Source organism: Dyella japonica DSM 16301 (assembly GCF_001010355.1).
Lineage (GTDB): Bacteria > Pseudomonadota > Gammaproteobacteria > Xanthomonadales > Rhodanobacteraceae > Dyella > Dyella japonica.
This window is the reverse complement of sequence record NZ_JPLA01000030.1, coordinates 1-23,903: the sequence shown is the minus strand read 5'-3', so window position 1 is coordinate 23,903 and position 23,903 is coordinate 1. Positions and strand designations below refer to the sequence as shown.

Sequence of the window (23,903 nt, the reverse complement as noted above, 5' to 3'; positions counted from 1 at the left end):
TTCTCGACTGATTCGCGTGACGGCATCCACAGGTTGGGCGACTGGGGCCCTGGCCTGCTTCTTGCTGTGACGGGCTCGGTTCATGCCGTGGATACTGCTACATCTATACTCTGACTTGTTTTGACTCACGTCTCGCAAACACCCAAATCATGCAAATTCTTAAGCGGTTGCTGCGCTGGATCCTCGTCCTGGCTTTTACAGGTTTGCTGCTGGGTGTCGCGGCGGTCGGCGTGGCCTACTGGCTTATTTCCCCCCGGCTCCCCTCCGTGGCGGTCCTTAAGGACTACCACATGCAGGTGCCGCTTAGGGTGCTTTCGGCAGATGGCAAGCTGATTGCGAGCTTCGGCGAGACCCGCCGCATCCCCGTGGCGATCGACCAGGTCCCCGACCGGCTCAAGCACGCCGTACTGGCCGCCGAGGACGCCAGCTTCTACCAGCACCCGGGCGTGGACTGGCACGGCATCGCCCGCGCCAGCTGGCATGTGGTGGCCTCGGGCGGCGACAAGGGCTCGGGCGGCTCCACCATCACCCAGCAGGTGGCGCGCAACTTCTTCCTGAGCCCGGAAAAGCTCTATTCGCGCAAGCTGACCGAGATCTTCATCGCCCTGCGCATGGAGAGCGAGCTGACCAAGGACCAGATCCTGGAGCTCTATCTCAACAAGATGTTCCTGGGCCACCGCTCCTACGGCGTGGCCGCGGCAGCCTCCTATTACTACGGCAAGACCCTGGACCAGCTCACCGTGGCCGAATGCGCCACCCTGGCCTCGACTTTCCAGCTGCCCTCGCTGGTGAACCCGCTCAACAGCCCCAAGCGCATGATGGCGCGCCGCAACTGGGTGCTGGGCCAGATGCTGGAGAACCGCTTCATCTCCAAGGCCGAGTACGAGCAGTCCATCGCCGAGCCGATCAACGCCTCGCCGCATGAGCCGGCGATCGAGGTGGATGCGCCGTACCTGGCCGAAATGGTGCGCCTGCAGGTGCTCGACCGCCTGGGCAACGACGCCCTCACCGAAGGCTATGTGGTCAAGACCACGGTCGACAGCAAGCGCCAGCAGGCCGCGGTGGACGCGATGCGCTCGGGCCTGGTCGAGTACGACCACCGCCACGGCTGGCGCGGCCCCGAGGCCCACCAGGAGCTGGCGGCCGACGCCGGCACGGACGAACTGGAGCGCGCCCTGGCCGGCTATACCGACATTTCCGGCATGCAGCCGGGCATCGTCACCCAGGTATCGGCCACCGAGGCCAGCGTCTATCTGGTCAGCCGCGACGAGGTGAAACTGAACCTGGAGGCGATGAGCTGGGCCCGTCCGCGCATTGACGACACCCGCGTGGGCGCCACGCCCAAGAGCGTCGCCACCGTGCTCAAGCGCGGCGACATCATCCGCGTCTCGCGCGACGACAAGGGCCAGTGGCTGTTGACCCAGATCCCGGCCGCCCAGGGTGCGCTGGTCTCCCTCAATCCCGAGGACGGCTCGCTGCAGGCCCTGGTGGGCGGCTTCAACTTCCTGCGCAGCAAGTTCAACCGCGCGGTGATGGCCGCGCGTCAGCCGGGTTCGAGCTTCAAGCCCTTCATCTACTCGGCGGCGTTCGAGCGCGGCTTTACGCCCGCCTCCATCGTCAACGATGCGCCGCTCGCCCTGCCCGACCCGTCACGCCCCGGCGGCCTGTGGACGCCGTCCAACGACGATGACAAGTTCGATGGCCCGATCCGCCTGCGCGAGGCCCTGGTGCAGTCCAAGAACCTGGTGTCGGTGCGACTGCTCGACGCCATCGGCGTGCGCTTTGCCCGGGATTACGCCACCCGCTTCGGCTTCGCCCTCGATTCGCTGCCCAGCAACCTGTCGATGGCGCTGGGCACCGCCTCGGTGTCGCCGATGAGCATGGCCCGCGGCTATGCCGTGTTTGCCAATGGCGGCTACCTGGTCACCCCGTACTTCATCAGCCAGATCGATGACCGCGACGGCAAGCCGGTCTACCAGGCCAATCCCGCCCGCGCCTGCCGTACTTGCGCCGAGCGCCTGCTGGATACCCGCCCGCCCGGTCCGCCGCCGGCCAATACGGGCGCCGCGCCTGGGAATTCGGTGGCGGCTGCCGCCACCGTCCCGACGACCTCCGGCAGCGTGGCCGGCGTCGGCGATGCCGTGCTCCCGGCCGATGCCCATGGCGACGGCACCCATCCGCCGGTGCTGGCGCCGCAGGTGATCGAGGTGCGCAACGACTACTTGGTCACCTCGCTGATGCAGGATGTGGTCAAGCGCGGCACCGGCGCCGCCGCCGCCGCGCTCGGCCGCACCGACCTGGCCGGCAAGACCGGCTCGACCAACGACCATCGCGATGCCTGGTTTGTCGGCTTCAACGGCGACCTGGTCACGTCGGTGTGGGTCGGTTTTGACGACTTCGGCTCGCTCGGCAAGGGCGAGTTCGGCGCCAAGGCCGCCCTGCCGATCTGGATGAGCTATACCGGCGCGGTGCTGAAGGACCAGCCGCCCTCCATCTTGCCGTTGCCGCCGGGTATCACTACGGTACAGATAGACCGCCAGAGCGGCCTGCCCGCCGGCGCGGACGACCCGAACATCATGTCGGAGATCTTCAAGGTCGAAGACGTTGATCGACTGCGTAACCAGGCCAACCAGCAGCAGGAGGACCAGGATCAGCAGCACGCCTACGACATCTTCTAATCGTCGGCAGCGCCGGTTCCGTCACCTAACCGTGCTGCCGCTGTCGCCCGCAACGACGGGCGCCAGATTGCCGGGGGAATGAGGCATGGCACGAGGTCAGCATCACCGCATCCACGCGCAGGATCGCCTGCAGCGCAATCGTCTTCGCGTCGCCCAGGAGGCGGCGCGACTGATGAGCGAGCACGGCATCCGCGACTTCCATCACGCCAAGGTCAAGGCCGCCGAGCGGCTGGGCATCCTCGACGCGCAGGCCTTGCCGCGCAACAACGAGATCGAAGACGCACTGCGGGAACACCAGCGCATCTTCCACGCCGAATCCCAGCCCCAGCTGCTGCAGGAGCGGCGCGAGGCCGCCGTTGAAGCCATGCGCTTCCTGGACCGCTTCGATCCACGACTGGTCGGCGCCGTACTCGAAGGCACCGCGGATGCCCACTCGGCCGTCTGCCTGCATGTCTTCAGCGACACCGCCGAAAGCGTTGTGCTCTTCATGCAGGAACGCGGCGTCCCGCTCACCCAGCAGACGCGCCGCCTGCGCACGACCCGCGACGAGCAGGAGGAATATCCCGTGCTGCTGTTTGCCGCGGACGGACTGCCCTTCGACATCACCGTATTGCCACGCGACGCGCTGAAGCAGGCACCGCTGGATCGCATCGATGAGAAGCCGATGCGGCGTGCGTCGATCACGGCCGTCGAGGAGTTGCTGGCTACGGCGGATAACGACGACGAGTTTGAACGGATGTTGTCGTCAGCGCTTCGTTGACAGGTCTGTCGCGCACAGGGTGCGCTCCCACAGATGTGCCGCGACCATTGTGGGAGCGCACCCTGTGCGCGACACAACCTTGCCGACACCCACAAAAAAAGCCCCGGAAAACCGGGGCTTTTTTTCTAGTCAATGAACCAGCGTATCAACGCTTGTCGCTGGCCACATAGTTGCGCACGTCAGCACCCGTATAGATCTGGCGCGGACGGCCGATACGCGATCCCGGCGTTTCATGCTGCTCGATCCAGTGCGAGATCCAGCCCGAGGTACGCGCGATGGCGAACATCACCGTGAACATTTCGGTCGGGATACCCAGGGCCTTGTAGATGATGCCCGAGTAGAAGTCGACGTTCGGGTAGAGCTTGCGCTCGACGAAGTAGTCGTCCTTCAGCGCGGCCTCTTCCAGCTTCATGGCCACGTCGAGCAGCGGGTCATTGACGCCCAGCTCGTTGAGCACCTTGTGGCACATCTCGCGGATGATCTTCGCGCGCGGATCGAAGTTCTTGTACACGCGGTGGCCGAAGCCCATCAGGCGGAAGTTGTCGTTCTTGTCCTTGGCGCGCTTGACGGCCGTCTCGACCTTGTCGGCGGTGCCGATCTCTTCGAGCATCTTGAGCACGGCTTCGTTCGCGCCACCATGGGCCGGACCCCACAGCGCGGTGATGCCGGCTGCGATGGAGGCGTACGGGTTGGCACCGGTCGAACCGACCAGGCGCACCGTCGAGGTGGAGGCGTTCTGCTCGTGGTCGGCGTGCAGGATGAACAACAGGTCCAGCGCCTTGGCGGCGACCGGGCTCATCTCCAGCGGCTCGCTCGGCACTTCGAACATCATGTGCAGGAAGCGGTCGACGTACTCGAGGTTGTTGCGCGGATAGCGGAACGGCCAGCCGATCGAATAGCGGTAGCAGGCGGCGGCAATCGTCGGCATCTTGGCGATCAGGCGGATCGCGGCCAGCTTGCGGTCGTCGGCGTTATCGACGTCGATATCGTCGTGGTAGAAGGCCGACAGCGACGCCACCGAAGCGGCCAGCATGGCCATCGGATGCGCGTCGTGGTGGAAGCCCTTGAAGAAGTCCTTCAGCGACTCATGCATCATCGTGTGATGCGTGATGTCGTGCTCGAACTTGGAGAACTGGTCCTTGGTCGGCAGCTCGCCATTGAGCAGCAGGTAGGAGGTCTCGAGGAAATTCGACTTCTCGGCCAGCTGCTCGATGGGGTAGCCGCGATACAGCAGCACGCCTTCGTCGCCGTCGATATAGGTGATGGCGCTCTTGGTGCTGGCGGTGCTGCCGTAACCCGGGTCGTAGGTGAAATGTCCCGTGTCCTTGTACAGCGTTCCGATGTCGATGCATGCGGGACCTAGCGTGCCGCTGAGCAGGGGCAGTTCACTGCTGCGGTTGGTCGACTCATCCACCAACTTGACGATCTTGGAATCGGACACGGAAAACCTCCTTCACGAAATGTCGTCGCCGACGTGTCGCGCGAGGCGATGGCCGGCGAGGTAGGGTTGATGTCGCATTGGGGGGAAGGCTGCGACACCTCGCCGCCGATTATCGCATATCGACCCGCCAACATGCCCTAGCGGATGGTCGGATGGCAGACGCAAAAACACACGGGGCGAGCATCAGCTCGCCCCGTGCACTTTTTCATGCGTACGCTGCGTGGCCGCAGCGTGACAGCAGATGGCTTCGCGCGATTACTTCTGCGCGTAGCGACGACGGAACTTGTCGACGCGGCCGCCGGTGTCCAGCGACTTCTGCTTGCCGGTGTAGAACGGATGGGAATGGCTCGAGATATCCACCTTGACCAGCGGGTACTCGTTGCCGTCTTCCCACTTGACGGTGTCCTTGGAAGAAATCGTCGAGCGCGTCAGGAACGCGAAGTCGGACGACAGGTCCTGGAACACCACCTGGCGATAGTTGGGATGGATATCGGGCTTCATGACTGACTCAAAGCGGTGGGTGAAAAGAGCGGCATTTTAACCATGGGCCGCCCCCATTGGCAAGTCGCTCAGTGACTTGGACCGGTACAGCCCTGATTATAGCCGTTCAGGCGCCCAGCGCCCGCCGCACCATGGCGCCGAAACGGGCCTGATCGACCTCCATCACGATGCGCGCATTGGCCGGTCGGCCCAGCCTGGCGGTCCAGTCCACCACGGTGGCGCCGCGGGTCAGGCGGCCATCCATTTCCACCGCGACGTGGCGTTCTTCCGCGCGCGTCACCATGGCCGGATCGATCGCCACCGCCATCGCCAGTGCATCCGCCGCGATCACGCCCCGACGGCCGCGCTTGGCATTGAACGCGCGTGCCGTACCGAACACCTGCTCAAAGAAGCTGGCGCGCTGATCGCCGGCGGCGATCCAGCGATTGAATTCCTCGTCATCGAAGGCGTGGCGCAGCACCACTTCCCAGTCGACCAGATCGAACATCGGGAAGGCCTCGAACACGACGTGCGCCGCCTCGGGATCGAAACCGATATTGAATTCGGCGGGAATCTTGCCTGTATTGCCCAGGCCGGTAACCGCACCGCCCATGATCACCAGGCGCCTCACCCGCTGCGGCAGCGTGAGATCGAGCCGTACGGCCAGGGCGAGATTGGTCAGCGGCCCCAGGGCCACCAGGGTCAGCCCAGGATGCTCGCGGGTGAGGCGGATCAGTGCGTGCACGGCGTGCTCATCGGCGGCCACGGTGCGCGGTTCGGGAAAACCGACATCACCCAGGCCGTCGCTGCCATGCACATGCACGGCATCCTCTTCGGGCATGCGCACCAGCGGCGTCGGGCAACCCGGGAAAACCGGCGTGGACGTGCCCACCAGATCGACCAGCGTGCGCGCATTGCGCACCGTATGGGCGAGACCGACATTGCCGGCCGCAATCGTCAGGCCGAGCACGTCGGCATGCGCGTGCGCCATCAGGATGGCGAGCGCATCGTCTACGCCCGGGTCGGTGTCGATCAACAGTTGCAGCTGGGTCATGGGGAACTCGCGTTGGGGAGCGAACCGATTAGCTTAGGCGTTCTGCGGGCTGGTGCAAGCCTGAACCGGATCGCAAATCATTGTGGGAGCGCACCCTGTGCGCGACGCGCCCTGCGAGGTGGCCGCGAAAGGCTGTCGCGCACAGGGTGCGCTCCCACAGGGTTCCTGGCTAGGCGTGGGCGTAGCGTGCAGCGGCGCCGATCCAGCGCGCGATCAGCCCTTCGGCCTGCTGCGGATGATGGGCCAACAACACTGCGCCAACTTCCTGCACGGCGGGCAGCAGATGCGCGTCCCTTGCGAGATCGGCGATGCGGAAACTCAGCTGACCGGTCTGCCGCGTGCCAAGCACTTCGCCGGGGCCGCGCAGTTCGAGGTCCTTCTCGGCGATACGAAAACCGTCGTTGGTGTCGCGCATCACCTGCAAGCGTTCGCGCGCCAGCTGGCCGAGCGGCGGCTGATACAGCAGCACGCAATTGGAAGCGATCGCACCTCGCCCGACGCGCCCGCGCAACTGATGCAGCTGGGACAGACCGAGCCGTTCGCTGTTTTCGATCACCATCAGGCTGGCGTTGGGCACGTCCACGCCCACTTCGATGACGGTGGTGGAGACCAGCACTGAAAGCTCGCCTGCCTTGAAGGCATCCATCACGGCCTGCTTTTCCTTGGGCTTCATGCGCCCGTGGATAAGGCCGATGCGGCAATCGGACAGCGCCGAGGACAACTCCGCGTGCGCCACTTCGGCAGCCTGCGCGCGCAGCTGCTCGGATTCTTCGATCAGCGTGCATACCCAGTAAGCCTGGCGCCCTTCCAGGCAGGCGGCGTGGATGCGTTCGATCACATCGAAGCGGCGCGCATTGGAAATCGCGATGGTCTGCACGGGCGTGCGACCGGGCGGCAATTCGTCGATCGCTGATACATCGAGATCCGCATATGCGCTCATGGCCAGCGTGCGCGGTATCGGCGTGGCGGTCAGCACCAGCTGATGAGGCACCAGGCCGCTCTCGTGATCCGCACCCTTGTCACGCAAGGACAGGCGCTGCTGCACGCCGAAGCGATGCTGCTCGTCCACGATGACCAGACCGAGCTGCGCAAAGGACACGCCCTCCTGCATCAGGGCATGTGTGCCGATCACCACATGGGCGCCTGATGCCACGCGCTGCAGAGCCTGCTGGCGCGCCTTGCCGGTCACCTTGCCGGCGAGCCAGGCCACTTCGATGCCCAGCGGCGTGAGCCAATGGCGGAAGTGCTGCAGATGCTGCTCGGCCAGCAATTCCGTAGGCGCCATCAGGGCGACCTGCTGGCCCGACTCCACCGCCGCCAGCGCAGCGAGCGCCGCCACGATGGTCTTGCCGCTGCCGACGTCGCCCTGCACCAGCCGCAACATCGGGCTGGCCTGGGCGATGTCCTTGGCAATCTCCCCGCTCACCCGCTGCTGCGCGCCGGTGAGCCCGAACGGCAGGCTGGCCAGCAGTCGCTGGCGCAGCTCGCCGGTGCCCTGCAGTCGCGGCGCATGACGCCGGCGTACCGCCGCGCGCATGCGTTTGAGGCTGAGGTGTTGGGTGAGCAACTCTTCGAACGCCAGCCGTTGCTGCGCAGGATGGCGGCCGGTGGTGAGCTGGCCGAGATGGGCATCCGGCGGCGGGCGATGCACATACAGAAGCGCTTCGCGCAGCGACGTCAGGCCGTGCGCGACGCAGAGCTCGGTGGGTATCAACTCCAGCTGCGCGTCCTGCGGGAGCAGAGCCAGCGCCTTGGCGATCACGCCGGCGAGTCGTTTCTGCCCCAGCCCCTCGGTGGTCGGATAGACCGGCGTCAGCAATTCATCGACGACCGCAGGCTCGTCGCCGCTCAGTCGCTGGTACTGCGGGTGCACCATCTCCAGGCCCAGCGCCGCCTGCCGTACTTCGCCGTAACAGAGCAGGCGCGTGCCGGGCTTAAGCTGTTCGGACTGGCTGCGATTGAAATGGAAAAAGCGCAGCACCAGGGTCTGCTGCGAACCGTCGGTGATCGCCACCTTCAACTGCGGCCGATAGCGAAAACCGCGCTCGACCGCCTCGACCACGCCCTCCACCTGTGCGCGTTCGCCGGGACGCAGATCGGCAATGGAGGTGAGGTGGGTGCGGTCTTCGTAACGCAGCGGCAGGTGGAACCACAGGTCCTGCACGCGCTCCAGGCCCAGCCGCGCCAGCGTTTCCGCCAGCGCCGGCCCGACCCCGGGCAACGCCGAAACCGGCGTGGCGCCGGGATCGGAAAGGATGGTGGCGGCATGGACGCGACTGGGCGGCATCGACGAAGCCTAACCGAGCCTACCCTCGCGCTGCAGCCGGCCACACGCGGCCACCTGTCAGCGCGGAGCGTGCGGTTCGATCAGTCCAGCACCATGATGGCGTCGACCTCGATGTCCGCCAGCTTCGGCAATGCAGACACTTCGATGGTCGAGCGCGCCGGGAACGGCGCCTGGAAATACTCGGACATGATCTCGTTGACGGTGGCGAAGTGACCCAGGTTGGTCACGTAGATGCCGACGCGCACGATCTTTTCCAGCGAACCACCGGCAGCCTCGGCCACCGCCTTGAGGTTGACGAACACCTGGCGCGCCTGCAGCGCGATATCGCCTTCCACCATCAGGCCGGTGGCCGGATCGAGCGGAATCTGGCCCGAGAAATACACCGTGTTGCCGGTGCGCACGGCCTGCGAGTACGGACCAATGGCGGCGGGCGCCTTGTCGGTGGTGATGATGCTGCGGGACATGGGGAGGCCTCGTGGTTGCTGAGGGCTCAGAGTTTAAAGGCAGGAGGGAGGGAAGAGGAGTGAGAAGTGAGAGAGAGCGCTCAAGCCTTCTCTCACTTCTCACTCCTCTCCACTCACTCCTGCTCTACAAGAGAGGGAAGATGAGTGAGAGAAGAGCGCAGGGCCGCCAGCCCTCTCTCACTTCTCACTCCTCTCCACTCACTTCTGCTCTACAAGGGGTAGCGGTAAGCGCCACTCACCACGCCGGTGCGGCGCACGCGGCGGATCACTTCGGCCAGATGCTTGCGGTTCTTCACTTCCAGCGCGAACAACAGCGTGGCCGCGGCGGCATCGCGCTCGACGTATTCCACGTTCTCGATGTTCGAGTTCGCCGCTGCAATGGCTGCCGCCACGGTGGCGAGCACGCCCGGGCGGTTGATGACTTCGATGCGCAGTTCGGCGCGGTAATCGCCCTGCACGTCGCGGTCCCATTCGATCGCCACGCAGCGCTCCGGCGACTTGCGCAGCTCGACCACGTTCGGGCATTCCACGCGATGGACCACGATGCCCTTGCCCGAGGACAGATAGCCGATGATCTCGTCGCCCGGCAGCGGATGGCAGCAATTGCTGAAGCTCAGCACGCCGCGTTCGGCGCCGGTGATGCGGATCTTCTCCATCACATGCGGCGATTGCTGCACGTCGGAGGATTTCTTGCCGCGCGCCGCCACCAGCTGACTGGCCACCAGATGCGGAATGCGATTGCCCAGCGCGATATCCGAGAGCAACTCCTCCAGGCGCTTGAGCTTGGAAGTTTCCAGGAAACGATCCAGCACGGCGGGCGGAATCGCATCGAGGCTGGTGCCCAGCGCATCGAGGGCGCGATCGAGCATGCGGTGGCCGAAGTCCACGGCATCTTCGTGCTGCAGGTGTTTGAGGTATTGGCGGATGGCCGTCCGCGCCTTGCCGGTCACCACCGATTCCAGCCACGCCGGATTGGGCAGTGCGGATGGCGCCGTGATGATTTCCACCAGCTGGCCCGATTCCAGGCGCGTGCGCAGCGGCACCAGTTTTTTGTCCACGCGCGCGGCCACCGCGTGATCACCCACGTCGGTGTGCACGGCATAAGCAAAATCGAGCGCCGTGGCATTGCGCGGCAACGCGAGAATATCGCCGCGCGGCGTGAACAGATAGACCTCGTCCGGGAACAGGTCGATCTTGACGTTCTCGATGAACTCGGACGACGACACCGTATTGGCCTGGCTGTCCGCCAGCGACGACAGCCATTCACGGGCGCGCGCCTGCGCACTGTTGGCCGGACCCGAATCGGTCTTGTACGCCCAGTGGGCCGCCACGCCGCGCTCGGCCACCGAGTCCATCTCCGCCGTGCGGATCTGCACCTCGATCGGCGCGCCGAACGGCCCGAGCAGCACGGTGTGCAGCGACTGGTAGCCGTTCGCCTTGGGAATGGCGATGAAATCCTTGAACCGTCGATCCACCGGCTTGTACAGCCCGTGCACGGCGCCCAGTGCCATGTAGCAACTCATGGCCGAATCGACCACCACGCGGAAGCCGTAGACGTCCATCAGCTGCGCAAAGCTCTTGTGCTCGTTGCGCATCTTCGAATAGATGCTCCACGGCGACTTGATGCGACCCACAACCTTGGCGGTGATGTGGTCGGCGCCCAGGCGCGTGGACAGCGCCGCTTCGATCTTGCCCATCGCTTCGCGGCGATTGCCCAGCGCCGCGCGGATGCGCTCGCTGATCACGCGGTAGCGGTCGGGATAAAGCGCGCGGAAGCCCAGGTCCTGCAGCTCCGCCTTGAACTTGTTCATGCCCAGGCGCTGCGCGATGGGCGCGTAGATTTCCAGGGTTTCGCGGGCGATGCGGCGACGCGACGGGGCGTCTTTGGCGCCCAGCGTGCGCATGTTGTGCAGACGATCGGACAGCTTGATCAGGATCACGCGCAGGTCGCGCGCCATCGCCAACAGCATCTTGCGGAAACTTTCCGCGTCCGCTTCCTGGCGGCTGGAAAAGCTCATCTTGTCCAGCTTGGTGACACCATCGACCAGCTCGGCGACGGTCTCGCCAAACTCACCGGCGAGCTCGGTGCGGCTCAGCGAGGTGTCTTCCAGGGTGTCGTGCAGGATCGCCGCGATGATGGTCTCGGCGTCCATCCCCAGCTCGGCCAGGATGCCGGCCACGGCGACGGGATGGGTGATGTAAGGCTCACCGCTCTTGCGGGCCTGACCTTCGTGCGCCACCGCGCCCACTTCGTAGGCGCGCACCACGCGGGCCACCTGCGACTCGGGCAGGTAGGCCACGCGCTCTTTCAGAGCCAGCACGTACGGCGGCAGCGTCGACGTATCCGAGGTGGAGTCCGTGACGGCCGGCATGGTTGTTCGGTCCCCGCTCAGGCGACCGCCTCGCTTCGTTCAAGGGAAGCGAGGCTGGCGACATGAAGCCCGCAGCGCAAAGCGCCGGACGAGCCGGCGCCGGGGCGTTGCTGGCTACAGCCGCCCTCCATCAGTCATCTCCACCCTTGGAGAGATCGTCGTCCACTTCGGCGGCAGCCCACTCGAGCGCTTCACGCTCGGCGCGCTCGCGCTCGGACTTGTCGATCTCGTCGATCGTGGCCTGGTCGATGCGACGGTCGGCAATTTCGCGCAGGGCGAGCACCGTCGGCTTATCGTGGTCGGGATGCACTGCCGGTTCGGCACCCTTGGAGAGCTGGCGGGCGCGCTTGGTCGCCATCAGCACCAGTTCGAAGCGGTTGTCGACTACCTGCAGGCAGTCTTCGACGGTAATGCGGGCCATCTGAAATCCTCAGAAAATAAAACGACTTATCACCTGTCAGTGTAGCCAGCGGCGGCTTTGCTGGCAATGCAGCAAGGCTCTATGATGCGGGGTTCGCACCGCCTGCAGCCTGGCGCCCTGACACTAAAGGGGGCCTATACATAATAAAAAACCCAACAGTACAATATTGTACTCCCTCCGGCCCCTCCAGGACTGTCGCCTCCATGCCGTCCGCCTTCCGTTCTCTCGCCATGCGCAGCCTGCCCCTGGTCGCCGTGGCCCTGCTTGCTGGTTGCAGCATCGCCAAGCCTCGTACCGATGATCCGTACGAGCATATGAACCGCAAGGTCTATGCGTTCAACAACGACCTGGACAAGGCGATCATCCGCCCGGTCGCCGTGGGTTACCGCAAGGTCACCAACCCGACCATCCGTCGCTGCATGGCCGATTTCTTCACCAATATCCGCATGCCGATCACGGTGGCCAACGACCTGCTGCAGGCGCGGCCGAAGCAGGCGCTGCAGGGCAGCAGCCGCTTCCTGGTCAATCTGACCCTGGGTATCGGCGGCTTCTTCGATCCGGCCAGCCAGCTCGGCATTCCGCTGGACGACACCGATTTTGGCGTGACGCTGGCCCGCTGGGGCGTACCGGACGGCCCGTACCTGATGCTGCCGTTCTTCGGGCCGACCACGGCGCGCGACTTCTGGCAGGTGCCGGTCGACGGTTATTTCTTCGACCCGATCAGCTATTTCTCGCGCAACAACCACTACGAGTACGGCCAGCAGTACCTGCCTGAGCTGATGTACCTGGTGACCATCCGCTCCAGCGCCATCGATGCGGAGAGCTTCCTCAACTCGGCCTACGATCCGTATGCCTTCATCCGCGACGCCTATCGCCAGCAGCGCATCTACAAGATCTACGACGGCAACCCGCCGGAAGACGTGATCGAGCAGCTGCAGGGCCTGCACGACAAGAGCTTCGATCCGGACGAACTGCTCGACGAGCAGCAGAAGTGGGAAAACAAACAGCCGCAGGCGTCGAAAGACCAGCCGGCGCCGAAGAAGGACTGAAGCGTCCTTCTTCGCCAGAAACAAAAAGGGGCCGCAAGGCCCCTTTTTTCTGTCCAGCCGGCGCGTTGAACGAGGCTCAGACCATCAGGCCTTCGACCTCGCACACACTGGCCAGCAGGTGCATCCCCTCGGGCATGTTGCTCACCTTCAGCTTGCGCCCACGCTCGGCCGACTGCGCCAGCACCGCCAGCACACAGGCCAGGCCGGCGCTGTCACTGCGGGTGACGCCGGACAGGTCCAGCTCGGAGCGGCCATCACGCGCGACCGCCGTATCCATCGCCTTGAGCGCCGCTGCCGCATTGCCGAAGGTCAGCTCGCCGGACACGCGTACGCTGCCCGGCGAGCCTTCATCGATGCGCACGGCTACTTCGGCCATGCTCAAGACTTGGCGCCCGGCTGCTGCGCCTTGTCCGCCTGCTCCATTTCCTTGAGCGCCTGATCGCCCTGGGTTTCCAGGTTGCTGATCAGCTTGTCGATGCCGACCTTGCGGATTTCGGCGTCGACCTGGTTGCGATAGTTGGTGATATACGAAATGCCTTCGATGATCACGTCGTAGGCCTTCCAGTTGCCGTTCTTGTCCTTGCGGAAGGCGTAGTCCACGGCGACGGTCTTGCCGTCATCGAGCACCACCTGGCTGCGCACGATGGTGCGCTTGTCGCTCATGTCGCCGGTGAACGGCAGCACCTTGACGCGGCCGCGGGTGTAATCGAGCAGGCCTTCGGCATAACGGTGGGTGATGGAGTTGTAGAACGCCTTGGCGAAGCGCGAGCGCTGGTCCGGCGTGGCTTCGCGGGCGTGCTGGCCGAGCACCAGGATCGAGGCGTAATCGATGTCGAAGTGCGGCAGGAACGCATCGTCGATCACGCTGATCAGCTTCTCGCGATTGGTCTTGAGCTCCTTCTGGTGGCCGTCAATCGCCTTGGCCAGATCGTCGGACACCGCCTGCACCACCTGCACCGGCGTCTGCTGGGCAGCGGCGCCCTGCGTCGCATCCTGGGCAAAGACAGGCGCGGCGATCACGGTGCCGAAGGCGAGAGCGGTGGCAATGGCCAGACTGCGCAACATGGGGAAACTCCTGAAAGGTATTACGTTGGAATATCGGTGCGCGAGGCGCCGATTCAATGTTTGTCGCCGTCGGACTTGCCGCCATCGGCCGGCTTGCCCGAGGACGAGCCACTGACCAGGAACTTGCCGATCAGGTCTTCGATCTGCATGGCCGACTGGGTCAGCACCATCTCATCGCCGTTTTTGAGCGCGTCCGGCGAACCGCCGGGCTGGATCGCAACGTACTGGGTGCCGATCAAACCACTGGTGAACACCGCGGCGGCCGAATCGTCCGGAATCTGGTTGTAGCGCTTGTCGATGGCCAGGGTGACCAGGGCGTCGAGCTTGACCGGGTCGGCATTGATCGACTGCACGCTGCCGATGGCCACGCCGGCCATCTTCACCGGCGCGCCCACGGAAAGCGCACCCACGTTGGTGAAGCGGGCCTTGACCACGTAGCTGCCGCCCAGGTTGTCCGCCACGCCGCCGGCGCCGAAGAACTTGCCGAGCATTTCCTCCAGCTGCTGCGCCGGGCGGGTGAGCGCGAGCTCGCCGCCGTCGGCCAGGGTCTTCTTGGAAGTGCCATAGCGCAGGCCGACGTACTGGTCGCCCAGCAGGCCGCTGGTGAAGATGGTGGCGACCGAATCGTCCGGAATCTGGTTGTAGCGCTGGTCGATCGCCAGCTTCACATCGGCCGTCTCCTTGCCCGGATCGAGCACGATCGACTGCACCTGGCCCACGCGTACGCCGGCCACCTTCACCGGCGCGCGCTCCTTGAGCTGGCCGATGTTGGCGAAGTGCGCCTCCACGGTGTAACTGGGCCCGCGGCTGGAGTTGGCCACCGAGGTGGTCTGCGTGGCGAGATAACCGAGCGCGGTAAAACCGAGCACGATGAACAGGCCGGTGCCGACGGCATACGATTGTCTCTGGCTCACGGCACGATCCTCATGGAATAGGGGTTGGATACGGTCAGGTCGGCGCTCATCGGATCACTCACATCAGGAACGCGGTGAGCACGAAGTCGAGCGCCAGGATGGCGATGGACGAAGCGACCACGGTACGGGTGGTGGCATAGGCCACGCCCTCGCTGGTCGGCGGCGTGGTGTAGCCCTGGAACACGGCGATCAGCGACACCACGATGCCGAACACGATGCTTTTCCACAGCACGCCGTTGATCACGTCCTTCACCACCTCGACGGTGGCGGTCATGTTCGACCAGAAGGTGCCGTTATCGATGCCCAGCCAGCTCACGCCCACCAGGTGCCCGCCGAAGATGCCCAGCGCGCAGAACACGCAGGCCAGCAGCGGCATGGCGATCACGCCGGCGAGGAAGCGCGGCACGGCCACATAGGCGATCGGATCGACCGCCATCATTTCCATCGCGGCGATCTGGTCGGTGGCGCGCATCAGGCCGATCTCGGCGGTCACCGAGGTGCCGGCGCGGCCGGCAAACAGCAGCGCCGTCACCACCGGACCCAGCTCGCGATAAATGGCAATCGCCACCACGGTGCCGGTGGCGGAGGTGCCGCCGAAGATCGACAGCACGTCGTACAACTGCAAGCCCAGCACCATGCCCACGAACAGGCCGCAGACCATGATGATGATCAGGCTCATCGCGCCGACGAACCACAGCTGGCGGATCGTCTCGCGGTAGTGGCGCATGCTGCGCGGGATCGCCGCAATCATGCGCAACAGGAACAATCCGCAGTCGCCGATCTGCGACAGCGAACGCACCACGATGTTTTCGGAGCTTGCGACGCTCATGCGTTCTTCCCTGGAAAACCGAGCGATACGCCCAAGTCGCCGGCCGGATACTGGAATGGCACCGGACCGTCCGCGTCGCCGCCGAAGAACTGGCGCGTCCACGGCGAACCGTCGTTGGCGATGGTCTTGGGATCGCCCTGCGCGACCACCTTGCCGTTGGCGATCAGGTAGATGTGATCGGCCACCTGCTTGATTGCTTCCAGCTCATGCGCCACCAGCACGCTGGTGATGCCCAGCGTCTGGTTGAGCGTGCGGATCAGCTTGAGCACCTGGTTCAGGGCGATCGGGTCGAGACCGACAAAGGGCTCGTCGTACAGGATCAGCATCGGATCGAACACGATCGCGCGCGCCAGCGCCACGCGCCGCGCCATGCCGCCGGACAGCTCGGTCGGCATCAGCCCCGCCGCGCCGCGCAGGCCCACCGCCTGCAGCTTGGTCAGCACGATGTTGCGGATCAGCACTTCCGGCAATTCGGTATGCTGGCGCAGCGGAAACGCCACGTTTTCGAACACGTCGAAATCGGTGAGCAGGGCGGAGTTCTGGAACAGGTAGCCGATGCGCTCGCGCAGCTCGAACAGCTTGTCGCGCGACAGCGTCGCCACGTTCTGGCCATCCACCAGCACCTCGCCCGCATCGCCGCGCATCTGCCCGGTGATGTGCTTGAGCAGGGTGGTCTTGCCGGTGCCGCTGGGACCCATGATGGCGGTGATCTTGCCGCGCGGTATATCGATATCCAGCGCATCGAACACCTTCTTGCCATTGAGCACCGTGGTCAGGCCACGGACGCGCACCAGGGTGCTGTCCTCGGGCTTGGCGCTAATGGAGTCGGTCATGGGCGATAAGGGGCCTGGGTAAAGGCAACAAGTTAGCTGAATAGGGCCGTGAAGGCCATGTACGAATCGTCGTAGCGGTCAGTAATGGCTAACGGAACAAAAGCTTAGAGGCAACTGTAGGAGCGCACTTGTGCGCGACCGCGCCACAGGGTGGCGCTCATTTGACCAGGACAACTGAGGAGCACCGGCTCGCTGCGGTCGCGCACAAGTGCGCTCCTACACACAGGACATCGAGGTCAGGCCAGCAGTTCCTCGATCAACGTCTCATGCCGCTTCAGCTGCAACGCCGAACGCAGACGCGTGGCCCGCACGATGCCTTGCAGGTCATCCAGCGCCGTCTCGAAATTGTCGTTGACGATGATGTAATCGAACTCATGCGCGTGGGCGATTTCCTCACGCGAATTGTGCAGACGGCGGGCGATCACTTCGGCGCTGTCCGACCCGCGGCCGCGCAGTCGGCGCTCCAGCTCGGGTCGCGAGGGCGGCAGGATGAATACGCTCACGCAATCGGGCTTGCTCTGGCGGATCTGCCGCGCACCCTGCCAGTCGATCTCCAGCAGCACGTCGCAGCCCTGCCCCAGCAGCGTATCCACCGTGGTGCGCGAGGTGCCATAGAGATTGCCGTGCACTTCGGCGTGCTCGAGGAAGATGCCGTCGGCCACCTCCTGCTCGAACACCTCGCGTTCCACGAAGTAATAGTGGCGGCCGTACTGCTCGCCGGGACGCGGCGGGCGCGTGGTGTGCGAAACGGACAGCGAAATCGACGGCTCACGCTCCAGCAGCGCGTTGACCAGGGTGGACTTGCCCGCACCCGAAGGCGCAGCGACCACGAACAGGGTGCACTGGGTGTCTTGCGCGTGAGGCGTGGCGGTGTTCATTCGATGTTCTGCACCTGTTCGCGCATCTGCTCGATCAGCACTTTCAGATCCACCGCGGCATTGGTGCTGCGCACGTCCACCGCCTTGGAGCCCAGGGTGTTCGCTTCACGGTTGAATTCCTGCATAAGGAAATCCAGGCGGCGACCGACCGGTTCCTTGGTGCTCAGCACGCGGCGGGTTTCGACGATGTGGGTGGTCAGGCGATCGAGTTCTTCATCGACGTCGCTGCGGGTGATCTGCAGCACCAGCTCCTGCTCCAGGCGACCCGGATCGGCGGGCTGCTTGAGATCGGCCAGGCGCGATTCCAGGCGGGCTCGCAGGCCTTCGCGGATTTGCGGCATGAAGCTGCGCACGTCGGCCACGATGCGCTCGATGGCGTCCAGGCGCTCGGTCAAGAGCTCGGCCAGCTTGGCGCCTTCGCGCTCGCGGGTGGCGGTGAGCGCTTCGAGCGCCCGATCCAGCACGTCGAGCAGCGAGGCCTGCAGGACCTCCGGGTCCACTTCGGACTGCTGCAGCACGCCGGGGAAGCGCAGAAGTTCGGTGAATTCGATGTTCATGCGCGGGAAACGCGCTTCCAGGTCCTGCGCCAGCTCGGACAGGCGTGCCAGCGCGGTGGCGTTGACCTGCATGGATTCGGCGCGGGATTCGCCGCGCAGGCGCACGGTGACGTCCACCTTGCCGCGCGACAGCTTGGCGGCGATGCGCTCGCGCAGGGCCGACTCGAACACCCGCAATTCGTCGGGCAGGCGCGGGCTCAGCTCCAGGTAGCGGTGGTTGACCGTACGCAACTCGCAGCTGAGCGTGCCAGCGGGGCCGGTCGTCTCAGCGGAGGCATAAGCCGTCATGCTGCGGGTCATTTGAGCGCCTGCGAATATCAGTAAAGGGCGCAATGGTAAACTTTCCCGCCCTGCCTTGCCCAATGGCCCCCAATCTCATGAGCTCTCCCAGCCGCCCCAGTGGCCGCGCCAGCGACCAGCTGCGCACCGTGACCATCGAACGCCACTACACCCGCCACGCCGAAGGCTCGGTGCTGGTGAGCTTCGGCGACACCCGCGTGCTGTGCACCGCCAGCATCGAAGACCGCGTGCCACCGTGGCTGCGCGGCAAGGGCGAGGGCTGGATCACCGCCGAATACGGCATGCTGCCGCGCGCCACCAATACCCGCATGCAGCGCGAAGCCGCGCGCGGCGGCCAGGGCGGCCGCACCATGGAGATCCAGCGCCTGATCGGCCGCAGCCTGCGCGCCTGCGTGGATCGCCAGGCGCTGGGCGAGCGCGTGATCACGCTCGATTGCGACGTGATCCAGGCCGATGGCGGCACCCGCACCGCCGCCATCACCGGCGCCTATGTGGCGCTGGTGGATGCAGTGAACCTGCTGATGAAGCGCGAGAACCTGCGCCGCAACCCGGTCGTGGGCGCCATCGCCGCAGTCTCCGTGGGCATCTATCAGGGCGTGCCGGTGCTCGATCTGGACTACGCCGAAGATTCCAACTGCGATACCGACATGAATGTGGTGATGAACGACGGCGGTGGCTTCATCGAGGTGCAGGGCACGGCCGAGGGCCACGCGTTCCGCCGCGACGAGATGGACGCCCTGCTCGGCCTTGCCGAAAAAGGCATCGCCGAACTGGTCGCCGCGCAGCGCGCCGCGCTCGAACTGGCGTAAGAGATTCGCGCATGACTCGTATCGTCCTGGCCAGCAGCAATCCCGGCAAACTGGCGGAGTTCAACGACCTGCTGGCCGACAGCGGCCTGCAGGTCGAGCCGCAATCGGCGTTCAACGTACCCGACGCCGAGGAAACCGGCCTGACCTTCGTGGAAAACGCGCTGCTCAAGGCGCGTCATGCCTCGCGCATCAGCGGGCTGCCCGCGCTGGCCGACGACTCGGGGCTGTGCGTGCATCATCTGCGCGGCGCGCCGGGACTCTACTCGGCGCGCTACAGCGGCCAGCACGGCGACAACGCAGCCAACAACGCGCGCCTGCTGCGTGAACTGGACGGCGTGCCGACCGAACAGCGCGGTGCGTTCTTCATCTGCGTGCTGGTGCTGCTGCAACACGCCGATGATCCGGCGCCGCTGATCGCCGAAGGCCGCTGGCATGGCCATGTGCTCACCGAACAGCGTGGCGTGCATGGCTTTGGCTACGACCCGTTGTTCCTGCCCGAAGACGAGACCGTCAGCGCCGCCGAGTTGCCGCCGGGCCTGAAGAATCGCATCAGCCATCGCGACCGTGCCTTGGCGCTGCTGCGTAGCCAGCTCGCCGAGGCGCATGGTTAAGCCATGTCGCTGATCGCGCCGCCGCTGTCGCTGTACGTCCACATGCCGTGGTGCGTGAAGAAGTGCCCGTATTGCGACTTCAATTCCCACGGCGTACGCGGTGAGACACCGCCGTATGAAAGCTATGTGGACGCCCTGTTGGCCGACCTCGATGCCGACCTGCTCGATTTCGGCGGCGCGGTGCACGGCCGCATGGTGCAGACGATCTTTTTCGGCGGCGGCACGCCCAGCCTGTTCGCGCCGGAGCTGATCGACCGCTTTCTCGACGGCGTGCGCGCCCGCCTGCCGTTGGCGAGCGATGCGGAGATCACCCTGGAAACCAACCCCGGCACGGTCGAGCATGGACGTTTCGACGGCTATCTGGCCGCCGGGGTGAATCGCCTGTCGTTCGGCATCCAGAGCTTCGACGACGCCAAGCTGCGCCGGCTCGGCCGCATCCACTCGGCCAGCGAGGCCGAAGCGGCGGTGAAGTCCGCCCAGGATGCGGGCTACGTCAATCTCAATCTCGACCTGATGTATGCGCTGCCCGAGCAGACCCAGGAAGGCGCGCTGGCCGATGTCGCACGCGCCGTCGCGCTGCAGCCCACGCATATTTCGCACTACCAGCTCACCCTGGAGCCGAACACGGCCTTCGCCGCCAACCCGCCGCCGCTGCCGGACGACGATCACGCCTGGGCCATGCAGGAGGCCTGCGAACAACAGCTCGGCGCCGCCGGCTATAGGCAATACGAGGTATCCGCCTATGCCCGGAGCGACCGTCGCTGCGCGCACAACCTCAACTACTGGCGCTTTGGCGACTACCTCGGGATCGGCGCCGGCGCCCACGGCAAAGTCACCGATGTGGCCAGCGGGCAGATCATCCGCCGCTGGAAGACCCGGCTGCCCAAGGCCTATCTGGCAACGCCCGCCGGCAACGGGCGCATCGGCGGCAGCGCGCCGGTAACCCTGGACGAACTGCCGTTCGAGTACATGCTCAACGCCTTGCGCCTGATCGATGGCGTGCCGATGGCCGACTTCGTCGAGCGCACCGGCCTGCCGCTCGAGCGCATCGCCGGCGCCCTCGCCCATGCCCGCCAGCGGGGCTGGCTGGTGGACGATCCGGGCCGCCTGCACACCACGGCGCTGGGCCAGCGCTTCCTCAACGACGTCATTTCCGGATTCCTTGACTGAATCCACCGTCCGGCCGATGGCGTGTACGTCATACCCGCTTTAGACTCTGTGCCATCCGGGGGGAATCAGCCAAGGTCTGTCATGGAAGTCGAACAGCAGGGTCGACGGCCGCCGCATGCATCTGATCGGGACGCGCGTCCCGACAATGCAGCCTGGTCGCCGCGTGCCCGTCGCCTGATCGAAGAAACGCACTCCCTGTGCACCAGCTGGCTGGAGGCGCCGCTGCGCCAGTGCTTCCTCGAGGCCGAGCAGCGCCTGTACGCGCAGGCCGAGCGCTCGCGCAATCCCGCCGAACAGCAGCAATGCCTGTATTCCCGCCAGCTGATCCAGCAGCAGCGCGCACCCGTGGAGCGTCGCTTCATCGAGGGCGTGCGCAAGCATTTCGGCAGCGTGGGCACGGTGCACGAAGCGGAAGTGGTGCACCTCGATGCACCACGCCGCCCGCTGGAGCTGCTCGACCCCACCGAACACGAACAAACCGTGGCGCTCGACAAGCTGGTCGCCCGCGGCGAAGCGCGTCATGGCACGGCGCTGTTCGAACTGGGCTATCGGTTCGCCGTGCTGGCCAGCCTGCCGCCGCTGGAAGGCGAAAGCCTGCCCTTGGGCCCGCAGGCGCTGGCCAATGCCTTCCGCGATGGCATGACCACGCTGGAATTGCCGGTCGAACATCGCCTGCTGCTGTTGCAGTGCTTCGACCTGGCAGTGGTGCAAGGACTGTCGACGCTGTACGACACCGTCAACGAACATCTGCGTGCCGACGGCATCCTGCCGCAGCTGCGCGCCTTTCCGACCACGCGTGCCCCCATTGAACGCCAGTCGCGCCCGGGCGCGAATGACAATCCGCCGGTGCCGTTGCCCCGCCAGGCAGCCGCGCCTACGCCGCCCGCTGCGTCGGCCGCGCCGCGCAGCGACAGCATCGCCGTGCTCGACAATCTGCGCGAAATGCTCGCCCAGCATCGTGCGGGCCAAGGTGCACTGAGCTATCAGGATGGTGGACGCGCGGCGACACCCGGCGAACTCCAGCTCGCGCTCGACGCGCTGCAATTGCATGTAAGCGATGTTGCCGAGCAGGCGCGCCGCGAACTGCTCAGCGCGCAGGCGCTGCGCGAGGAGTTGATCACCCAGCTCAATGCCGGCCGACCGGCAGGCTCGGCGCAGATGCATCTGACCGAGGAGCAAGGCGACACGGTGGAACTGGTCGCCATGCTGTTCGAGCAGCTGGACCGGCAGGTGCACGACAAGAGCAACGCGCACTCGCTGCTGGGCGATCTCCAGTTGCCGCTGTTGCGCATGGCGGTGGCCGACCAGGGCTTCTTCAACCAGCGCGAACATCCCGCGCGCAAGCTGCTGGGTCTGGTCGCCGAAGCGGCGAATGACTGGCTGGACGGACCCGAAGGCGATGTCGATCGCTCGCTGGAAGCGAAGATCAACCAGTTGGTCGACCGTGCACGCCGCGAACCGCCCAGCACCGGTCTCTACACCAGCCTGCTGGCCGATATCGAACATCACCTGGGCCTGCTCAACCGCAAGGCGCAGATCGCCGAACGCCGCCAGGTGGAAGCCATGCAGGGCCGCGAACGGCTCGAGCAGGCGCGCCATCGCGCCGCTGAGTTGATGACGGAGCGCTTCGACAAGTGCAATCCGCGCGGCTTGTTGCGCACGCTGCTGGAGCGCGCCTGGTCCGACGTACTCGCACTCACCCTGTTGCGCCATGGCGAAGACAGCGAAGCCTTTACGCTGCGCCTGCGCATCACCGATCAGCTGCTCGGCCAGCAACCCGTGCTCGATCGCAACCTGCTGCAGGCCGAAGTGGAGTCGGGCCTGCAACAGATCGGCATGCACGCCGAGGAATCCGTGCAGGTCGCGCAGCGCCTGCTGGGCATTCCGGCCAACAGCCCGACCACCAGCGAAGCGGCGACGACCACCGAACTGGCGCTCAAGCTCAAACAGCATCAGCGCCTGGGCGAGCATGGCGCGTCCGAAACGCCGGCACCCGCTCCGGCTGCACCGCCGGCACCGACGCCGCCGCCCGAATCGCCGGAGCGCCGCATCCGCCAGCGCCTGCGCCAACTGCCCTTCGGCAGCTGGTTCGAATTCATCGATCCGTCCAATGGGCGCATCACCGAACGCAAGCTGGCCTGGTATTCGCCGGTCTCGGGCAACAGCCTGTTCGTCACCCGCCGTGGCCTGCGCGGCCAGGAAATGACGCTGGAACAGCTCGCCCACGAAATGGCCTGTGGCCGTGTGCGCGAAATGCCGCCGGTGCGCGAGAACCTGCTCGATCGCGCCTGGCATGCACTCACCAGCCACCTGCGCCAGATCACCACCGGCCAGCCAGCCGCGCGTAGTGGAGCTTCGACGTGAGCGAGAACATTGCTTCCATCGACCAGCGCCGTGCCCTGCGCAAACGCGCCAATTTCACCGCCGTGGTCACCGACGTGATCACCGGCCAGCCGATCGGCCACCTGGGCAACCTCTCCGCCAACGGCATGCTGCTGATCAGCACGCACCCGCCGCGCAGCGAAGCGATCTATCAGGTCAGCCTGTCCCTGCCCGGCCTGGGCAGCGCCCCGCAGAGTATCGAGGTCGGCATCCAGGAACAGTGGCACGAAGCCGCCGCCAGCCCCGGCCAGGTATGGTCGGGCTATCGCATTGTGGCGATCGATGATGCGGACGCGGCAATGCTGGATGCATGGCTGGAGCAGCCGGAAAGAAGTTAGGCGGCACAACGCAAGCCTTGATCCGAGCTGCCTCTACGCCTCCCCCATTTGTAGGAGCGCACCTTGTGCGCGACCGCAGCGCCTGGATGCATCGCTCCGTAGGCCTGTCGCGCACAGGGTGCGCTCCCACAAATAGCGGCTCTGCCCAAGCGGCAAGGACACGCCGGCTGCTGGCTCTTGATGTGGCTCTACCCCCGGGGTCCCCGTATGA

The 23,903-nt window shown here is 65.5% G+C and carries 22 protein-coding genes; 8 read left to right on the top strand and 14 right to left on the bottom strand.

Annotated elements, in window-relative coordinates; translation table 11 throughout:
- Window positions 1–149: 149 nt before the first annotated feature.
- Window positions 150–2,678 carry a penicillin-binding protein 1A gene (locus Y882_RS11915; RefSeq protein WP_046972147.1) on the top strand — a complete coding sequence of 843 codons (2,529 nt, stop codon included), beginning with the start codon at window positions 150–152 and terminating at the stop codon, window positions 2,676–2,678.
- Window positions 2,679–2,763: 85 nt separating this feature from the next.
- Window positions 2,764–3,438, top strand: a complete 675-nt coding sequence (locus Y882_RS11910; protein WP_046972146.1) for a hypothetical protein — start codon at window positions 2,764–2,766, stop codon at window positions 3,436–3,438.
- 145 nt (window positions 3,439–3,583) lie between these two features.
- On the opposite strand, the gene Y882_RS11905 is transcribed toward Y882_RS11910, so the two are convergent.
- The 7 genes from Y882_RS11905 to rpoZ all read right to left on the bottom strand — a co-directional run bounded on the left by Y882_RS11905 (window position 3,584) and on the right by rpoZ (window position 11,957).
- On the bottom strand, window positions 3,584–4,879 hold the full coding sequence (locus Y882_RS11905; RefSeq protein ID WP_046972145.1) for a citrate synthase: 1,296 nt from the start codon (window positions 4,877–4,879) through the stop codon (window positions 3,584–3,586).
- 255 nt (window positions 4,880–5,134) lie between these two features.
- Window positions 5,135–5,380: a type B 50S ribosomal protein L31 gene (locus Y882_RS11900; RefSeq protein ID WP_046972144.1), complete on the bottom strand. Its 246-nt coding sequence runs from the start codon at window positions 5,378–5,380 to the stop codon at window positions 5,135–5,137.
- A gap of 106 nt (window positions 5,381–5,486) precedes the next feature.
- Complete coding sequence (locus Y882_RS11895) at window positions 5,487–6,413, bottom strand: nucleoside hydrolase (protein ID WP_046972143.1); 927 nt, start codon at window positions 6,411–6,413, stop codon at window positions 5,487–5,489.
- A gap of 169 nt (window positions 6,414–6,582) precedes the next feature.
- Window positions 6,583–8,700, bottom strand: a complete 2,118-nt coding sequence (gene recG, locus Y882_RS11890) for an ATP-dependent DNA helicase RecG (protein ID WP_046972142.1) — start codon at window positions 8,698–8,700, stop codon at window positions 6,583–6,585.
- 80 nt (window positions 8,701–8,780) lie between these two features.
- Complete coding sequence (locus Y882_RS11885; protein ID WP_046972141.1) at window positions 8,781–9,164, bottom strand: RidA family protein; 384 nt, start codon at window positions 9,162–9,164, stop codon at window positions 8,781–8,783.
- A 209-nt stretch (window positions 9,165–9,373) separates the two neighbouring features.
- Window positions 9,374–11,536 (bottom strand): RelA/SpoT family protein, encoded by a 2,163-nt coding sequence (locus tag Y882_RS11880; RefSeq protein WP_046972140.1) that lies wholly within the window; start codon window positions 11,534–11,536, stop codon window positions 9,374–9,376.
- A 130-nt stretch (window positions 11,537–11,666) separates the two neighbouring features.
- Entirely contained in the window at window positions 11,667–11,957 is a 291-nt protein-coding gene (gene rpoZ, locus Y882_RS11875) for a DNA-directed RNA polymerase subunit omega (protein WP_046972139.1), read from the bottom strand.
- 203 nt (window positions 11,958–12,160) lie between these two features.
- On the opposite strand from rpoZ, the gene Y882_RS11870 reads away from it, so the two are divergent.
- Entirely contained in the window at window positions 12,161–13,006 is an 846-nt protein-coding gene (locus Y882_RS11870; RefSeq protein WP_046972138.1) for an MlaA family lipoprotein, read from the top strand.
- Window positions 13,007–13,082: 76 nt separating this feature from the next.
- Here the strand turns inward: Y882_RS11870 and Y882_RS11865 are convergent, their stop codons facing one another.
- From Y882_RS11865 to Y882_RS11835, 7 genes are all read right to left on the bottom strand, one after another.
- Entirely contained in the window at window positions 13,083–13,382 is a 300-nt protein-coding gene (locus Y882_RS11865) for an STAS domain-containing protein (RefSeq protein ID WP_046972137.1), read from the bottom strand.
- A 2-nt stretch (window positions 13,383–13,384) separates the two neighbouring features.
- Window positions 13,385–14,071 (bottom strand): MlaC/ttg2D family ABC transporter substrate-binding protein, encoded by a 687-nt coding sequence (locus Y882_RS11860; protein WP_046972136.1) that lies wholly within the window; start codon window positions 14,069–14,071, stop codon window positions 13,385–13,387.
- Window positions 14,072–14,124: 53 nt separating this feature from the next.
- On the bottom strand, window positions 14,125–14,985 hold the full coding sequence (gene mlaD / locus Y882_RS11855) for an outer membrane lipid asymmetry maintenance protein MlaD (RefSeq protein WP_046972135.1): 861 nt from the start codon (window positions 14,983–14,985) through the stop codon (window positions 14,125–14,127).
- A 58-nt stretch (window positions 14,986–15,043) separates the two neighbouring features.
- Window positions 15,044–15,814: a lipid asymmetry maintenance ABC transporter permease subunit MlaE gene (gene mlaE / locus Y882_RS11850; RefSeq protein ID WP_046972134.1), complete on the bottom strand. Its 771-nt coding sequence runs from the start codon at window positions 15,812–15,814 to the stop codon at window positions 15,044–15,046.
- Window positions 15,811–16,647 (bottom strand): ABC transporter ATP-binding protein, encoded by an 837-nt coding sequence (locus Y882_RS11845; RefSeq protein WP_046972133.1) that lies wholly within the window; start codon window positions 16,645–16,647, stop codon window positions 15,811–15,813. Before Y882_RS11845 ends, mlaE begins: the two co-directional genes overlap by 4 nt.
- 236 nt (window positions 16,648–16,883) lie before the next feature.
- Window positions 16,884–17,525, bottom strand: a complete 642-nt coding sequence (gene gmk, locus Y882_RS11840; protein WP_046972132.1) for a guanylate kinase — start codon at window positions 17,523–17,525, stop codon at window positions 16,884–16,886.
- Window positions 17,522–18,382, bottom strand: a complete 861-nt coding sequence (locus Y882_RS11835; protein WP_046972131.1) for a YicC/YloC family endoribonuclease — start codon at window positions 18,380–18,382, stop codon at window positions 17,522–17,524. The genes gmk and Y882_RS11835 overlap by 4 nt, the downstream gene beginning before the upstream one ends.
- Before the next feature lie 77 nt (window positions 18,383–18,459).
- On the opposite strand from Y882_RS11835, the gene rph reads away from it, so the two are divergent.
- From rph to Y882_RS11810, 5 genes are all read left to right on the top strand, one after another.
- The gene (gene rph, locus Y882_RS11830) at window positions 18,460–19,191 is read left to right on the top strand and encodes a ribonuclease PH (protein WP_046972275.1); all 732 of its coding nucleotides are present in this window, start codon (window positions 18,460–18,462) and stop codon (window positions 19,189–19,191) included.
- Window positions 19,192–19,202: 11 nt separating this feature from the next.
- Window positions 19,203–19,802, top strand: a complete 600-nt coding sequence (gene rdgB / locus Y882_RS11825; RefSeq protein WP_046972130.1) for an RdgB/HAM1 family non-canonical purine NTP pyrophosphatase — start codon at window positions 19,203–19,205, stop codon at window positions 19,800–19,802.
- 3 nt (window positions 19,803–19,805) lie between these two features.
- Window positions 19,806–20,972: a radical SAM family heme chaperone HemW gene (gene hemW, locus Y882_RS11820; protein ID WP_046972129.1), complete on the top strand. Its 1,167-nt coding sequence runs from the start codon at window positions 19,806–19,808 to the stop codon at window positions 20,970–20,972.
- An 81-nt stretch (window positions 20,973–21,053) separates the two neighbouring features.
- Entirely contained in the window at window positions 21,054–23,336 is a 2,283-nt protein-coding gene (locus Y882_RS11815) for a DUF1631 family protein (RefSeq protein ID WP_046972128.1), read from the top strand.
- Window positions 23,333–23,692 (top strand): PilZ domain-containing protein, encoded by a 360-nt coding sequence (locus Y882_RS11810; RefSeq protein ID WP_244466333.1) that lies wholly within the window; start codon window positions 23,333–23,335, stop codon window positions 23,690–23,692. The genes Y882_RS11815 and Y882_RS11810 overlap by 4 nt, the downstream gene beginning before the upstream one ends.
- Window positions 23,693–23,903 lie beyond the last annotated feature (211 nt).

Excerpts from the sequence above, each read along its gene's own strand:
- Y882_RS11915 (WP_046972147.1), top strand. The coding sequence starts at position 150 with ATGCAAATTCTTAAGCGGTTGCTGCGCTGGATCCTCGTCCTGGCTTTT.
- Y882_RS11870 (WP_046972138.1), top strand. The coding sequence starts at position 12,161 with ATGCCGTCCGCCTTCCGTTCTCTCGCCATGCGCAGCCTGCCCCTGGTC.
- Y882_RS11885 (WP_046972141.1), bottom strand. The coding sequence starts at position 9,164 with ATGTCCCGCAGCATCATCACCACCGACAAGGCGCCCGCCGCCATTGGT.
- mlaE (WP_046972134.1), bottom strand. The coding sequence starts at position 15,814 with ATGAGCGTCGCAAGCTCCGAAAACATCGTGGTGCGTTCGCTGTCGCAG.
- Y882_RS11845 (WP_046972133.1), bottom strand. The coding sequence starts at position 16,647 with ATGACCGACTCCATTAGCGCCAAGCCCGAGGACAGCACCCTGGTGCGC.
- Y882_RS11900 (WP_046972144.1), bottom strand. The coding sequence starts at position 5,380 with ATGAAGCCCGATATCCATCCCAACTATCGCCAGGTGGTGTTCCAGGAC.
- gmk (WP_046972132.1), bottom strand. The coding sequence starts at position 17,525 with ATGAACACCGCCACGCCTCACGCGCAAGACACCCAGTGCACCCTGTTC.
- recG (WP_046972142.1), bottom strand. The coding sequence starts at position 8,700 with ATGCCGCCCAGTCGCGTCCATGCCGCCACCATCCTTTCCGATCCCGGC.
- rpoZ (WP_046972139.1), bottom strand. The coding sequence starts at position 11,957 with ATGGCCCGCATTACCGTCGAAGACTGCCTGCAGGTAGTCGACAACCGC.
- Y882_RS11895 (WP_046972143.1), bottom strand. The coding sequence starts at position 6,413 with ATGACCCAGCTGCAACTGTTGATCGACACCGACCCGGGCGTAGACGAT.
- Y882_RS11860 (WP_046972136.1), bottom strand. The coding sequence starts at position 14,071 with ATGTTGCGCAGTCTGGCCATTGCCACCGCTCTCGCCTTCGGCACCGTG.
- rdgB (WP_046972130.1), top strand. The coding sequence starts at position 19,203 with ATGACTCGTATCGTCCTGGCCAGCAGCAATCCCGGCAAACTGGCGGAG.
- Y882_RS11880 (WP_046972140.1), bottom strand. The coding sequence starts at position 11,536 with ATGCCGGCCGTCACGGACTCCACCTCGGATACGTCGACGCTGCCGCCG.
- Y882_RS11835 (WP_046972131.1), bottom strand. The coding sequence starts at position 18,382 with ATGACCCGCAGCATGACGGCTTATGCCTCCGCTGAGACGACCGGCCCC.
- Y882_RS11865 (WP_046972137.1), bottom strand. The coding sequence starts at position 13,382 with ATGGCCGAAGTAGCCGTGCGCATCGATGAAGGCTCGCCGGGCAGCGTA.
- rph (WP_046972275.1), top strand. The coding sequence starts at position 18,460 with ATGAGCTCTCCCAGCCGCCCCAGTGGCCGCGCCAGCGACCAGCTGCGC.
- Y882_RS11910 (WP_046972146.1), top strand. The coding sequence starts at position 2,764 with ATGGCACGAGGTCAGCATCACCGCATCCACGCGCAGGATCGCCTGCAG.
- Y882_RS11815 (WP_046972128.1), top strand. The coding sequence starts at position 21,054 with ATGGAAGTCGAACAGCAGGGTCGACGGCCGCCGCATGCATCTGATCGG.
- hemW (WP_046972129.1), top strand. The coding sequence starts at position 19,806 with ATGTCGCTGATCGCGCCGCCGCTGTCGCTGTACGTCCACATGCCGTGG.